At 40.8% G+C, this 15,134-nt stretch carries 10 protein-coding genes and 1 pseudogene; 7 read left to right on the plus strand and 4 right to left on the minus strand.

The annotated features are described in order from the left end of the window. The first annotated feature begins 475 nt into the window (after nt 1–475). The 5 genes from FTT70_RS11755 (at nt 476) to FTT70_RS11775 (ending at nt 6,994) form a co-directional block, all read left to right on the plus strand. On the plus strand, nt 476–1,618 hold the full coding sequence (locus FTT70_RS11755) for an acyl-CoA dehydrogenase family protein (RefSeq protein WP_096901859.1): 1,143 nt from the start codon (nt 476–478) through the stop codon (nt 1,616–1,618). 350 nt (nt 1,619–1,968) lie between these two features. Beyond that, nucleotides 1,969–3,078: a prephenate dehydratase gene (gene pheA, locus FTT70_RS11760; protein ID WP_004972976.1), complete on the plus strand. Its 1,110-nt coding sequence runs from the start codon at nt 1,969–1,971 to the stop codon at nt 3,076–3,078. 73 nt (nt 3,079–3,151) lie between these two features. Beyond that, entirely contained in the window at nt 3,152–4,243 is a 1,092-nt protein-coding gene (gene hisC / locus FTT70_RS11765; RefSeq protein ID WP_004972978.1) for a histidinol-phosphate transaminase, read from the plus strand. Nucleotides 4,244–4,246: 3 nt separating this feature from the next. Next, entirely contained in the window at nt 4,247–6,493 is a 2,247-nt protein-coding gene (locus FTT70_RS11770; RefSeq protein WP_136144523.1) for a bifunctional prephenate dehydrogenase/3-phosphoshikimate 1-carboxyvinyltransferase, read from the plus strand. A 135-nt stretch (nt 6,494–6,628) separates the two neighbouring features. Beyond that, nucleotides 6,629–6,994, plus strand: coding sequence for a hypothetical protein (locus tag FTT70_RS11775; protein WP_004972981.1), 366 nt, complete (start codon nt 6,629–6,631; stop codon nt 6,992–6,994). A 74-nt stretch (nt 6,995–7,068) separates the two neighbouring features. Here the strand turns inward: FTT70_RS11775 and FTT70_RS11780 are convergent. Continuing rightward, nucleotides 7,069–7,814: pseudogene (locus FTT70_RS11780) on the minus strand (IS5 family transposase). 450 nt (nt 7,815–8,264) lie between these two features. Between FTT70_RS11780 and yaaA the strand changes: the two are divergent. Continuing rightward, nucleotides 8,265–9,044, plus strand: coding sequence for a peroxide stress protein YaaA (gene yaaA / locus FTT70_RS11785; RefSeq protein ID WP_179990676.1), 780 nt, complete (start codon nt 8,265–8,267; stop codon nt 9,042–9,044). Between the two features lie 82 nt (nt 9,045–9,126). Here the strand turns inward: yaaA and FTT70_RS11790 are convergent, their stop codons facing one another. The 3 genes from FTT70_RS11790 to FTT70_RS11800 form a co-directional block, all read right to left on the minus strand. Next, nucleotides 9,127–10,569 (minus strand): deoxyribodipyrimidine photo-lyase, encoded by a 1,443-nt coding sequence (locus FTT70_RS11790; protein WP_180168645.1) that lies wholly within the window; start codon nt 10,567–10,569, stop codon nt 9,127–9,129. A gap of 254 nt (nt 10,570–10,823) precedes the next feature. Continuing rightward, a complete protein-coding gene (slyD, locus tag FTT70_RS11795) occupies nt 10,824–11,306 on the minus strand; it encodes a peptidylprolyl isomerase (RefSeq protein WP_096901865.1) in 483 nt (160 codons plus the stop codon). A 283-nt stretch (nt 11,307–11,589) separates the two neighbouring features. Further along, nucleotides 11,590–12,900, minus strand: a complete 1,311-nt coding sequence (locus tag FTT70_RS11800; protein WP_180168646.1) for a D-alanyl-D-alanine carboxypeptidase family protein — start codon at nt 12,898–12,900, stop codon at nt 11,590–11,592. Nucleotides 12,901–13,104: 204 nt separating this feature from the next. Between FTT70_RS11800 and FTT70_RS11805 the strand changes: the two genes are divergently transcribed. Next, nucleotides 13,105–14,808 carry a M61 family metallopeptidase gene (locus tag FTT70_RS11805; protein ID WP_180168647.1) on the plus strand — a complete coding sequence of 568 codons (1,704 nt, stop codon included), beginning with the start codon at nt 13,105–13,107 and terminating at the stop codon, nt 14,806–14,808. The last annotated feature ends 326 nt before the right edge of the window (nt 14,809–15,134 follow it).

Raw genomic sequence — 15,134 nt, forward strand, 5'->3', positions numbered from 1 at the left:
ATTAGGGTCTGATGACATTTCATAAATGACTTGCGCTGTAGGCTAAAACTGAGCAGATCAGGCATGAAGCGCAGGGAATAGTGGGTCTATTGCTAAGCTTCATAACGCAATCTGAGAAAGTTTTAGCCACAGCCTTTCAGGGCGAGCATATTTTTGCTGCTATTGCGTTATGTGCCAGTCATTTAGAATGACTAAATTTCCTGTCCCATGCCTTATATCAGCTAAAAAATATGCGTTGCCGCAAACATAGACGAATTGTCAACAGACCCTAGTATACTAGTGTATAAACTTCGGCAACAGTTTGCAGCACTATTCATAGCTTCAGCTTATACAAGCTTCGTTTGCACATCTGAAATGACGACTAAAGTTTGACTGTAAAGTAAGACAATCTGTAGGGATAACACATGACAGCCTGCATAAAAATGCATAGCATGGATACTGTTGAAAACAACAATTGAAAAATAAAGGATTGGATATGCTGGCTTATGATGCTGATTTAGAATTATTTAGAGATAACTTTCGACGTTTTATGCAGGAGCATATTGCACCGCATTATGCTGCGTGGGAACGTGAGGGCATCATGCCGCGCAGCGTGTGGAATCTGTTAGGTGAAAATGGTTTTTTATGTATTGATGTGCCTGAAGAATATGGCGGCTATGGTGTTCCAACGCATTATTCCCTAATGTTGGTCGAAGAGTCGGCACGTGCAGGTTATAGCGCACTCTCTACAGGTATTTCCTGTCACTCTGAAATTGCTGCGCCGTACATTTTGCATATTGGTACAGAAGAACAAAAACAATACTGGCTACCTAAAATGGTGTCGGGTGAAGTAGTTGGTGCAATTGGCATGACCGAGCCAGGTGCGGGTTCAGACTTACAAGCCATGCGTACCAACGCCATTTTGCAAGATGATCATTATGTACTGAATGGTTCTAAAACCTTTATTTCTAACGGTCAGCATGCAGACTTAGTGGTTTTGGCAGTAAAAACAGATCCGCAAGCACGTGCCAAAGGCGTGTCGCTCATGTTGGTCGATACTCATTTAGAAGGCTTTAAAAAAGGCACCAATTTGGAAAAAATTGGTTTGCATTCACAAGACACGTCAGAGCTATTCTTTGACAATGTCAAAGTGCCGAAAAATCAATTGTTAGGACAGGCAGGGCATGGTTTTGCCTATTTAATGCAAGAATTGCCACGTGAACGTACTGCGATTGCAGCTACTGCATTGGGTGCTATTCGAGGTTCAATTGATGTGACCACACAATATGTGCAAGAGCGTCAGGCGTTTGGACAAGCCATTGGTCAGTTCCAGAATACCCGTTTTGTTTTGGCACAGGCTAAAATTGATGAATTGGCAACCGCTGCTTTTTATAATCAAAACGTCGAATTGTATATGCAGGGCAAACTGGACGTCGAAACTGCAGCCGCTTTAAAAAGCTTTGCGACAGATATGCAAATGAAAATTGCCGATCAATTGCTGCAACTGTTTGGTGGCTATGGCTATATGACGGAATATCCAATTTCTCGTTTCTTTGTCGATGCACGAATCCAGCGGATTTACGGTGGAACCAATGAAATTATGAAAGAAATTGTCGCGCGTGGTTTATTGGGGCGTTAAATCAATGCCTTAAAACCCGAATGAATAAAGCTCAATGATCATCACCAGAGTCAGCCCAGTGCTGGCTCTTTTTTTATGAATTTGATCAGACTTAAAAGCAATGAGCTGATTGATAATTACACTTAAAAATAAAATTACTCCGCTTAGAATTAAAGATGTAAAAGGGAAAAGCGTAGTTACCCAGTTTTAGCAGTACGTTGTGCAAAGTTGCGGCTTAAATGTATAGATTGGTGATGCTTTGATCAACTGTATGTTTTTAAATCTGAAACACTGAAAGTTGTATTGCGCAACATTTGAAAGCTAACTATTGTTATACTATTTGCAAAATGTTTATGAAGGGCGACATAACAATGATCCAAGACGATCAGAACACAACGACTTCTCTTGATCTCGCTAAAATCCGTGAAGATATTGACTCTGTAGATCAACAGATTCAGCAGCTGATTAACCGTCGAGCACGACTTGCTGAAGCGGTGGCGAAAGCAAAATTTGCAGCAGAAGAGAGCCCGTTGTTTTACCGTCCTGAACGTGAGGCGCAAGTTTTACGTAATGTTATGGAACGCAACGAAGGGCCGTTGTCTGATGTGACCATGGCACGTTTATTCCGTGAAATTATGTCGGCATGTTTGGCACTTGAAGCGCCACAAAGTATTGCGTTTTTAGGGCCAATTGGTACTTATACGCATTCCGCAGTACTTAAACATTTTGGTCAAGATGCGATTGTGCGTCCTTTGCCTACTATTGATGAAGTTTTCCGTGAAGTGGAAGCAGGCAGTGCACACTATGGTTTAGTACCTGTCGAAAACTCATCTGAAGGTGTGGTGAACCATACTTTAGATTGCTTTAAATCATCGCCATTAAATGTGATTGGTGAAGTAGAATTGCGTATTCATCACCAATTCCTTGTGTCAGAAAACACTCGTAAAGACAGCATTAAACAAATTTATGCGCATCAGCAAACTTTGGCACAATGCCGTAAATGGTTAGATGTACATTATCCGGGTGTAGAACGTGTGGCACTCAGCTCCAATGCAGAAGCAGCGCGCCGTATTCGTAATGAATGGCATTCTGCTGCAATTGCTTCTGAAATTGCGGCCAATATTTACGAACTCGAAATTTTACATAGCAATATTGAAGATAACCCAGAAAATACCACACGTTTCTTGGTGATTGGTCGTGAGAAAGTTCCACCAAGTGGCAATGATAAAACTTCATTGTTGGTGTCTGCACATGACCGCGCAGGGGCATTGCTTGAGATTCTTGCACCATTTGCGAAGCACAATATTAGCTTGACCAGTATTGAAACACGTCCTGCCTTGCCTGAAAAATGGGCCTATGTATTCTTCATTGACCTAGAAGGGCATGTCGAGCAAGACAATGTCCGTGCAGCGATTGAAGAAATCCGTCCATTGGTGAAAGAAATTCGTGTCTTGGGTTCTTATCCTGCTGCCGTGTTGTAATCGTATTTAATTCAGTGATGTGCATGTTTGTCATGTGCGCCACATTCACCACCTAGTCAACTGGAAGTGTAAAATGTCGTTTGTCCCAGCCAATGAAGGCATCTCGAAGTTAAAGCCTTATCAACCAGGTAAACCAATCAGTGAACTTGAGCGTGAGTTGGGGATTACAGATATCGTCAAACTTGCTTCAAATGAAAACCCATTGGGCTGTTCAGACAAAGTCAAAGAAGCCGTTGCAGCAGAAATTGCTGAAATTGGTCGCTATCCAGATGGTGGTGGTTTTATTTTAAAAGACCAAATTCAAAAACAATTTGGCTTTGCGCATGACCGTATTACTTTGGGTAATGGTTCAAACGATTTGCTAGAAATGTTTGCTCGCGCATTCGTTTCAGATCAAGATTCAGTGTTGTATAGCCAACATGCCTTTGCAGTATATGCTTTGGTAACGCAAGCGATTAATGCTCAAGCGATTGAAGTGCCTGCCAAAGGCTTCTCACATGACTTGGATGCTATGGCAGCAGCAATTCAAGACAACACCAAGTTAATTTTTATTGCTAACCCAAATAACCCAACAGGCACATGGTTTGAAGAGGCTGAATTTGAAGCCTTTATGCAAAAAGTTCCTGCACGGGTGATTGTGGTATTAGATGAAGCCTATGTGGAATATTTCCCAGAAAACTTCAACAGCCTTAAATTCCTTGAGCAATATCCAAACTTAATCGTGAGCCGTACTTTATCTAAGTGCTATGGTTTGGCGGCGCTGCGCGTTGGTTTTGCTTTAGCTTCTGCAGAAGTGACCGATTATTTAAACCGTATTCGTCAACCATTTAACGTCAATCACTTGGCAATGGTGGCTGCGGTTGCGGCATTAAAAGACGAAGATTTTATCGAAAAATCACGTATTGCCAACAAAGCAGGCATGGCGCAATTGGAAGCAGGCTTTAAAGCATTGGGTCTGAATTATGTGCCTTCACGTGCTAACTTTATTTTGGTAGATGTAGAAGCCGATCCGGGTCAAACTTTTAATGCCTTATTGAAAGAAGGTGTAATTGTACGTCCTGTGGGTATTACGACCCATTTACGTGTTTCAATTGGCACAGAAGCAGAAAATGCCAAGTTCCTGCGTGCATTAGCCAAAGTATTGGGCAAGGAAGCGAAGGCATAAAACATGGCGCAACCATTGTTTGAAAAAGTTGCATTTATCGGACTCGGGCTAATAGGCTCGAGTTTGGCACGTGTAATGCTGGCAGAAAACTTAAGTCGGCATATTGTGGCATCGACCCGTTCTGAAAAAACGCTGCAAGATGCTTTGGAATTAGGATTAATTGAACAAGGCTTTAACAATCCTGTAGATGCGGTACAAGGCGCAGATTTAGTGGTGTTGGCGCTACCTGTGCAAGCTACAGAAAAAGTCTTGCGATTAATTCAGCCACATTTGGCAGATAATGTAATTCTGACCGATGTAGGCAGCACCAAAGGCAGTGTCGTGGCTGCAGCCAAAGCGGTTTTTGGAGAACATTTACCTGCAGGTTTTGTACCCGGGCATCCAATTGCTGGGGCAGAGCATACAGGCGTGCATGCAGGCAAGGTTGATTTATTTGCCAATCACAAAGTCATTTTGACACCATTGCCAAGCAGTGCGCCGTGGGCAGTCAATAAACTGATTCAAATGTGGGAAAGCGCCAAAGCCGAAGTAATTTGCATGGATGTGGAAAAACATGATGAGGTATTGGCGTATACCAGTCATCTTCCACATTTAATGGCCTTTAATTTGGTCGAACAATTGGCAAATCGGGAAGATAATTTAGACATTTTCCGCTATGCTGCAGGTGGCTTTCGTGACTTCTCACGTATTGCTGCCAGCGATCCACAAATGTGGCATGACATTTTCTTGGCCAATAAAACTGCATTGTTAAAAGCGGTGGATGGCTTTGAAAGTCAACTCGCGATTATTCGCCAACTGATTGAACAAGAAGACTCGCATGCTTTAATGGGCTTGCTTGGACATGCACAAGCGGCACGACAGCATTTTAATCATATGCTCGCCAAGAAACCTTTTATGGAGAACAATAACGTGACACAACAATTTACGATTTTGCCGGGTGCTAAGACTTTCCAAGGTAAATTTACCGTACCGGGTGACAAATCTGTGTCACATCGTTCCATTATGTTTGGTGCAATTGCCGAAGGCACTACGCATGTGACAGGTTTCCTTGAAGGTGAAGATGCATTGGCGACTTTGCAAGCATTTCGTGATATGGGTGTGAGCATTGAAGGCCCTAAAAATGGTGAAGTCACCATTCATGGCGTAGGCATGCAAGGTTTAAAAGCACCTGCAAGCGCAATTTATATGGGCAACTCAGGCACATCTATGCGTTTGTTGGCAGGCATGTTATCTGCACAGCAGTTTGATTCTGTTATGACAGGTGATGCGTCATTGACCAAGCGTCCAATGGAACGTATTGCTAAACCATTGCGTGAAATGGGTGCACAAATTCAAACGACGGGTGAACGTGGCACACCGCCAGTATCGATTACAGGTGCGCAAGCGCTGAAAGGTATTCACTATGATTTGCCAATGGCATCTGCACAGGTGAAATCAGGTATTTTATTGGCAGGGCTTTGGGCAGAAGGTGAAACTTCAGTGACTGAGCCTGAACCAACGCGTGACCATACCGAACGTATGTTACGTGCATTTGGTTATGAAGTGAAAACTGAAGGTAACCGTATTTCATTGCAAGGCGGCGGTAAATTGGTGGGTACAGATATTCAAGTACCTTCTGATATTTCATCTGCGGCATTCTTCATGGTGGGTGCAGCCATTACAGAAAATTCAGATGTAACCTTAGAAGCGGTGGGCATTAACCCAACCCGTACAGGTGTGATTGAAATTCTGAAACAAATGGGTGCAGACCTGAGCGTGGAAAATGAACGTATTGCAGGCGGTGAACCAATTGCAGATATTCGTATTCGTGGTTCACGTACTTTAAAAGGGATTCATGTTCCTGAAGATCAAGTGCCATTGGCGATTGATGAATTTCCTGCATTGTTCATTGCTGCAGCTTGTGCTGAAGGTCAAACTGTACTGACAGGTGCTGCAGAATTGCGCGTAAAAGAATCAGACCGTATTCAAGTGATGGCAGATGGTTTAAAAACCATGGGCATTGACTGCACACCAACTGACGATGGCATCATCATTCAGGGTAAAGGCAAAGCAGGCGACTGGTCAGCGATATTTACAGGCGGCGAGATTGAATCACATCATGACCATCGTATCGCCATGAGTTTCTCTATGGCAGGCTTGCGTACTTCTGGTGAAATTAAAATTGTAGGTACAGAAACAGTAGCAACAAGTTTCCCTACCTTTACTGAGCTTGCAGGTGTGGCAGGTCTGAATATTCAAGTGACAGAATAAGCCAAAACGATAGGGGCTGCGATGAAGAGTCGCAAAGCCTAGACTTTATGCTGAAACAGCCAAGCTTTTGCTTGGCTGTTTGCGTTTTATTGCTTATGCTAAACCCATACAAGAAAAAAGCCTTTGGGTTCGAGCATGCGCAAATTAAAATTTATGGCGAATTGTGAAAATAAACAAGAGTTACAAGATTGTACTCTGGCACAGAATTATGTGGCGAATTTACTTTCACAAAACTTATCTCATTATGGCTTTCAAACGTTGCCGCAGAGTGGTGCACAAGTCGCTGTAAGTGTAGATCAACATGCGCTGCCTTTGGCAGTAAACTGTCAAAGCCGTGGTGAAGATGGGCATCTTGTTTGTGAAATTACTTCATACCCAAATGAGGAACAAGACTGGCTAGAACGAATTACCGAGCAAAGTTTATTAAATCAATTGGCGCAAGCGGTAGAAAATACTCTGAAAGAAGACCAATCTTTTAGTGAGTTTGAATGGAAAGGTTAAACCAAGCTGCAAAGACGTTGGATGTTTAAAATTTATACTTGATTTTTAAATTAAAAATAGGGTCTGTTGACATTTCATAAAGGCAGCCACAGATAAATACAAGCTAAGGCAACTGCGCTTCGAAAGTTTCGCTTTAGTTTATCAAACCGTGTAGCAATTCCTCGGAATTGCTTCAAACGGCAAAAAGCATTCTCAACTAAGTGTCTGATTTTATATAAATACCAGTCCATATGATCATTACTTGATTTCGTGTTTGATTTCTTCGGTATATTCGCTTTAGCACTTTAATTTTTAATCTGCTCTCTTAATATTTCAGAATCATAGCCTTTATCCATACAGACTATTTCAGTGTCAGTTAAATCTAATTGTTCGACTAAAATAGGGGCAACTTTGACATCATGGGTGGTTCCATCTGAAATAATAAATTCGATCGGGTTACCGTGAGAGTCAACAGCTAAGTGAATTTTAGAATTATTACCCCCAACACTTTTTGAAATATCCTGATTAGGGATTTCTGCTGAATGTTGGTGTGCTCTAACATGAGTAGCATCAATAAATATCCATTCACGATCAGCGTTCTCTGAGAATATTTTAAATATTTTCATTATCTTATCTTTATTAGACCAGCGATTGTACTTTTTAAAAATTGAGTTTGGATTACCAAAAACCTCGGGTAAATCTCTCGAAGGGCATCCTGTTCTAATACGATATAGGATTGCCTCAAAAAAATTTCTCAAATTTGATTTGAGATAAATATTAAAATTGCGAGAATAGCTTTTAACTTAGACCAGTGTTGATCATTCAACATTGTACGAGGTATAGCGAGTAGTGAATTTGGTTTGGCGATTGAATTTTACTATCTCGCTATTTTTTTATACAGCAAATGTCAACAGATCCTATTCATTTTTTAATTGAAATGTCATCTAAATGACACATCGCAACCGTATATTAAGCAGCAAGAACAATACAACAAAATAATTTTTATTTAACCCGCTTAATTTGGGAGAGTTAAGTGGGTTTTTTATTGCCTAGAGAAATGTTGCAAGTACTATAAAAAAAATAAGCTCAACTGATCAGAGTGAATCAATGTTTTTTTAAAGCAGACACTGAAATAAAAGCACCTCAGCCTCCACGTTGGATTGATCTAAGAGATCATCTTCTAGCAATACAACGCAACGTGTTTTTCCGATAGGGTTAAACAAAAACACGCATTGGAGTTTGTTGAAAGCTGCTGCTATAGTGAGCGCAGTATTTTTTATTTAGGTGGTTTATGCTCGCTTTAATTTCTCCAGCCAAGACTTTAGATTATGAAACTGCATTACCAAGCGATGAATATACTCAACCTAGATTACTTCAACATTCACAAGAGTTAATTGATGTAGCACGTAAACTTTCTGCTACAGAAATTGCCAGTTTAATGAGTGTCAGTGAAAAAATTGCCACTTTGAATGTCGAGCGTTTTCGTGACTGGCAAGCAGAGTTTGATCTTGCCAATGCACGTCAGGCCATGTTTGCCTTTAAAGGTGATGTGTACACAGGCTTAGATGCTTATAGTTTATCTGCTGCAGAGATTGAGTTTGCTCAACAACACTTGCGCATGCTTTCTGGCTTATATGGCTTATTGCGTCCATTGGATTTAATGATGCCGTATCGTTTGGAAATGGGCACTAAGTTGCATAATGCGCGCGGTGAAAATTTGTATCGTTTCTGGGGCGATATCATCACCAATTTAATTAACCAAGATTTAAAACATAACCAGTCGGCATTATTGGTGAATCTAGCTTCCGATGAATATTATAAGTCGGTGCAGGAAGCAAAAATTCAGGCTGAAATTATTAAACCTGTATTTTTAGATCAGAAAAATGGTAAATATAAAGTCATCAGTTTTTATGCCAAAAAAGCCCGTGGTTTGATGGCACGTTTTATCATCGAGAATAAATTAGAACGCGCAGAAGACTTAAAAGCATTCAATAGTGAAGGTTATTATTTCGATGCAGACAGTTCTTTAAAAGGCGAATTGGTCTTTAAACGTGACGAGCAAGCCGCCTAACTGTCGGTTTAATCGTTGAATCTCCCATCATGCTAACCTATGGCAGATGGGGGCGAGACTGACCAATCTCCTGTTTGTACTCTTAAAGCTGTTTAAAGGCTTCTATGGCACGTAATCGGCTAAGTTTTAAATCTACAATTGGATGAGGATAATCCAGTTTTAGATTTGGATTTTTCGCATATGGTTCATGAATATTTTTGGCATCTAAATGAGCCAGTTTAGGTAGCCATGTGCGACTATAATCACCATTGGGGTCAAACTTTTGTGATTGGCTCACAGGGTTGAAAATCCTAAAATAGGGCACTGCATCTGTACCAGTCGAGGCACACCATTGCCAGCCACCGTTATTGGCAGCCAAATCACCATCAATTAAATGTTGCATAAACCACTGTTCGCCCAAGCGCCAGTCAATTAACAGGTTTTTGCACAGAAACATTGCGCAAATCATTCTGACTCGATTATGCATCCAGCCCGTTTGCAAAAGTTGTTGCATGCCTGCATCCACAATGGGGATGCCTGTTTTTCCTTGTTGCCATGCTGCTAAACCTGCAGGATCATTTCGCCACGCCACCTGTGCGGTCTGATCTTTAAAAGGGCGGTGCTTTGAAACTTTGGGATAATCAAACAAAATATGTTGATAAAACTCACGCCAAAGTAATTCATCTAACCAAGTTTGTTGTCCTACATTTTCGAGATGAAAATGCCCTTGTGAATGAGCAAAAACCGCAGCCAGACATTGCCGAATGGAGAGAATGCCACAGTTTAAATACGCAGATAATTGGCTGGTACCAGACAACGCAGGAAAATCACGCTGTTGCTGATAATCGTGCATTTTTTCACGTGTAAAATCATCCAACAAGTGATGTGCATGTTGTTCCGTGACTGCCCATAAGTTTTGTTGTGCCGTTGGAAGCGGGTCGAAACCTAAGTGTTCTAAACTTGGCACTGTAGAGAGATATTGTTTAGGAAGTTGGATGGGTAGTTGTGGTTGCGGCAGAGGAAAGCAACGCGGAATACTGACATTCAACTGTTGATAGGCATACTTTTTAAATGCGCTGAATACCTGATACGGTTTCATGCTCTGATTGCGCACCGTACCCACAGGAAAAAGCGTGCGGTCATGGTACAAAACCAAATCCTGACCGTGTTGGTTCAAGGTTTGTTGAACTTCAAGATCACGTTTTAGCTCATTCACTCCCAATTCAATATTGGCATAAATATTTTGAATCGGATGAGAGTCCTTCAATGTTTGGCATAGTTGGAGCAGTGTTTGTGCAATGTCAGCCCAAGATGGTGTAATTTGAACAATCAGTGGGATATTGAGTTGTGCGAGTTCGTCTTTTAGTGCATTTAATTGACGCAAGTAAAAGTCAATTTTAATGGGCGCATCGTGATGTAAACGATATTGCTGAGGCGAAAGAATCACCACGCCAATACAAGCTCCTGCTTGGCTAGCATGCCAAAGTGCGGTGTGATCTGAAATTCTTAAATCTTGTCGGAACCAAACTAAATTATAGTTTTGCATGGGAAGAATGCTTGATGTGAGCGCTAGAAAGGTGACTTCATTATAAGCATGACTGGGTAAAATTGTCTTAAATGTGAAGGATTTATTTGACCAATAAAACAACAATGTGCTGTGTTGATTTTTCCTGTAATGATCTTTCCGCAATAGTCTGCCTGAAAGGATCTTTCAGTCATGTGCTTATCCTGAATTTTAGAATGACAAACAAAAAAGGCAAAGTAAAAATACTTTGCCTTTTGCTTCGATCAATACTGATCTTAGTGGTGATGACCACCCGCACCGTGTACGTGACCGTGATCTAATTCTTCTTGAGAAGCTTCACGGATTTCAATGATTTCAACTTCAAACGTTAAATCTTGACCAGCAAGTGGGAAGTTTGCATCAACAATTACGTTGTCGCCTTCAACTGCTTTTACAGTTACGATTTGAACGCCATCATCAGTTTGCGCTTGGAATTGCATGCCTGCTTGGATGTTGTCTACACCTTGGAACATTTGTGCAGGAACTTCTTGTACTAAGTCTGGGTTGTATTCGCCATAACCTTCAGCTGCAGGTACGTTTACAGTAAATTTTTCACCTACTGTTTTACCTTCTAACGCTTTTTCTAAACCAGGGATGATATTACCTGCACCATGCAAATAGGCAAGTGGTTCACCTTGAGATTTGTCGAGAGTTTCACCCTCTGCGTTAGTCAATGTGTAGTGGAAAGAAACCACGAGGTCATTTGCAATAGCAGTCATGTTATTGATCCATTCAATTTTTTAAGGGTACATCATAAAGTGAAACGTGGAATTTGTTATAGACATTTCTGCAAATTCTTCACTTTTCCGAGTTTTTTATGACATTTTTTAGTTAATCGGGGCAATTTTTATAATTTCAATGCAAATTTGTGCGTCATACCTATAAATTTGCAGATTTTATTGCAGGCTCATTTTAAGCCCTTTGTATGATGTGTAGATGACAATAAAAAAGATGGGACATTGCCCATCTTGGTGATATTTAATTCTTGAGGATCATCGGCTTCTAACCGAGTGAAGTTTTCTCATCTTCTACAGGTTGATGGCTAAAGAAATTAAACAAACTGCCAAACCACATCATGATTCTTTCAAAAATATTGGCTTCAACAATGTTGACCTGTTCTTCAATTGCAAAGCTGTTAATCAATTGATTATTTTGATAAACGTGTACGGTTGCCAGTTTCATAACCTGTGCCAATGGCGCAGTCAGTAACTTTTCAGACAATTCAATATTGACATGCGTTTGTGTACGCTGTGCAGGTTCAAGTGTTTCTAATTCGCCCTGTGCATTCACAAGTTGTAGACGTTGAGTACTTTGATCAAACTGCGACAAGTTAATTGCATATGGCTGTTCATACAATGATGTCGTCACAAACTTTGGCTGACTGCTTTCAATCTTAAACATGCGTAAGGTCGATTTCACCACAGGCAATTCTGCAATCATTTGTTTGGGTTTAATCGCGACTTCATTACGGGTATAGCTATAAGCTAAATTTAATAATTGATGTGCCACTTCAGCACGTTTTTGCGCACTCTTGGTTCCCATCACCACCACCACTAAACGACGCTCAGGTGCAGCACTATCCAATGTTGGGCGGTTTGCAGTTAAGGCAAGGTTGTAGCCTGCAGCTTTGGTGAAGCCTGTTTTTAACCCATCTACACTTGGGTCTTGTTTTAATAATATATTGGTCGCACGGTGAAAGTGCTGATTGTAGGTAAAACTAGTTTGTTTTGAATAAGCCAAATAATCGGGTGTTTCAGTCACTATCGCTTGTGCTAAACGTGCCATATCTGCCGCAGAAGAATAATGACTAGGCATAGTCACACCAGACGGATTCTGAAAATGTGTGTCTTGCATACCCAAAGCTTGCGCTTCCTGATTCATTCGGGCGATAAACTGCGGCACACCACCTGCAACACGTTCACCTAAAGTGAGTGCAGCATCGTTAGCAGACATAATAATTAAGCCTGCCAATAGCTGATCTATCGAAATCTGTTCACCTGCTTTTAGATACATTTGTGATTCATCCCACATCACTTGCTGTACCACAGGTGTTGCGGTCAAAATTTCATGTCGGTCTAATTTACCTGCCTGAATATCTTTGAGCACAATATAAGCCACCATCATTTTAGTGAGTGAAGCAGGTGCACGTTGTACGTGACTATTATGCTCTGCAATCACTTGCCCAGATTGTGGGTCTAAAATTGCCCATGCTTCGGCTTCTACACTTTCAGCTTGAATATTCAATAATGCGGCATGCGTGATTGCGCTGGATAGCCAACAGAGCAGCGCAATCAGATAGATAACACGTTTCAAAGAGGTTCCTTATTTACACCAATCCATTGGTGTCACAATGGTTTTAAGCAGCAAAAACAATGTCAATAGACTAGGGCATGCTATGCTTTTTTTGCTCAGATGGCTACCCATAAATGCAGACAAATCTCATCTTGACGCATCAATTGCTAAAAAAATGTTAAGCTTGTTGCCAAGTTCTTATTTATACATTTTGTATTGCCCATTATGTTGCATTATCAAATCGAATTTGACGATTATCGTCAGCATCTTATTCATGTCACCGTGCGTTTTTTGGCTAATCCTACTCAGGTTTTATCTCTACCCACTTGGATTCCAGGCAGCTATTTAATTCGTGAATTTTCCAAACATCTTGAGTCGGTACGTGCTTATGATGAAGCGGGGCGTATCCTTAAAATTCAGAAATTTGAAAAGAATAAATGGCGCTTATTTAATATCGATCATGAATTGATTACGGTGGAATATGATGTCTACGCTTATGATTTGTCAGTGCGTGGCGCTTATGTCGATCAAACCCGTTTATACGTCAATCCTGCCTGTGCCTGTTTGGGCTTAGATGGGCAAGAAGATAAAGCTATTGAAGTTGAATTATTTTTACCAGACGAGCTGAAGCATTTTCAGCTTGCGACAGGTTTGGCAGCAAAAAGTTTGGTGAAAGGGCGTTATACCTTAAAAGCCAAAAACTATGCCGAACTGATTGATGCACCGTTTGAATTGGCAGAACAAACCCGTTTTAGTTTTACCGCAGCAGATATTCCACACGAATTTGTGGTTTCGGGCAAACATGCAATGAACGCTGCGCGTATGCAGCAAGATATTGAAAAAATTTGTGCTACACAAATTACCATGTTTGGTTCTGCGCCATTTGAAAACTATACCTTTATGACCATGGCAACAGGCAATAGCTATGGCGGTTTAGAGCATCCAAACAGTACCAGTTTAATTACACCTCGTGATGATTTGCCGAAAGCTAACGAACCTGAACAACCTTCTAAAGATTATCAGCGCTTTTTAGGTCTGTGCAGCCATGAGTATTTTCATAGTTGGTTGGTGAAATTCATTCGTCCTGAAAGCTTTGTGAATTATGATCTGAATCAGGAAGGTTATACATCGCTGTTATGGATTTTTGAAGGCTTTACGTCTTATTACGATGATTTGTTATTGCTGCGTAGTGGTGTAATTGATCTGGCGGCTTATTTGGAGTTGCTCAAAGCACAAGTTGATCGTTATTTGCAAAATCCGGGTCGTGCGATTCAAACGGTAGCAGAATCTAGTTTTGATGCTTGGGTTAAGTTCTATCGTCAAGATGAAAACTCGAACAATGCAGGAACCAGCTACTATAACAAAGGTTGTTTGGTGGCTTTATGTTTAGATTTGGGCTTGCGTTTACGTGGCTCAAGCTTAGATGCCTTAATGCAGAAATTGTATGCCAATGCGCAACAGGGCATTCAAGTGCATGAGCGCACCATCTTTGATTTATGCAAAGAATTAACTGGGGATGATTGGTCGGAGCAAATTCACCATTTAATCAACACGACTGATGAATTGCCGCTCGATCAGTTATTGCCTGAGTTTGGTGTTGATTATCAGCTAAAACAGGACAAGTCTTTGCCATTTGGTTTGAAAGTGGCAGATAAACCTGAAGGGGTATTGGTACAAACTGCACATCGTGAGGGTTCAGCGGCAAAAGCGGGGCTTTCTGCGCATGATGTGATTATTGCGATTGATGGTTTAAAAGCTACGGTAAAATCCCTTGAGCGATATGCCAAACAGGATGCAATTTATACTGTTCATGCGTTCCGCCGTGATGAGTTGATGACTTTTGAGCTATATGCTGCGCAGATTGAATTGCCAGAAGTGGTATTAAATGTTACAGATCAGGCAAAAGTAGAGCAGTGGTTGAAAGGTTGATCATAAAAAATGTAAACCGATGCTTTTGCATCGGTTTACTTTTAATAAAAATATTAAGAAAGTAACTAAGTGTAATGCTTAAGAGGGACCAAGGCTTAAGTTATGAGAAATGAGGTGGAATATCAGTTAAAAGAGCTGATATTAGATGATGACTTCAATAGTTTGCAGAATTTAGTAAATGAAGAAGTCAATCTTATGGAAATTTTCTCTGTACACGACAAAAATAGATAACTCATTGAAATAATGTCACAATAATTGTTTTCTAACGACGAATACTATGACACATCTCAATGAGTTATATCTTATCTTAAACAAATCTCTAAAAT

Origin of the sequence: Acinetobacter sp. YH01003, from assembly GCF_013420525.1 — a bacterium.
In the GTDB taxonomy this organism is placed as follows: Bacteria; Pseudomonadota; Gammaproteobacteria; order Pseudomonadales; family Moraxellaceae; genus Acinetobacter; species Acinetobacter towneri.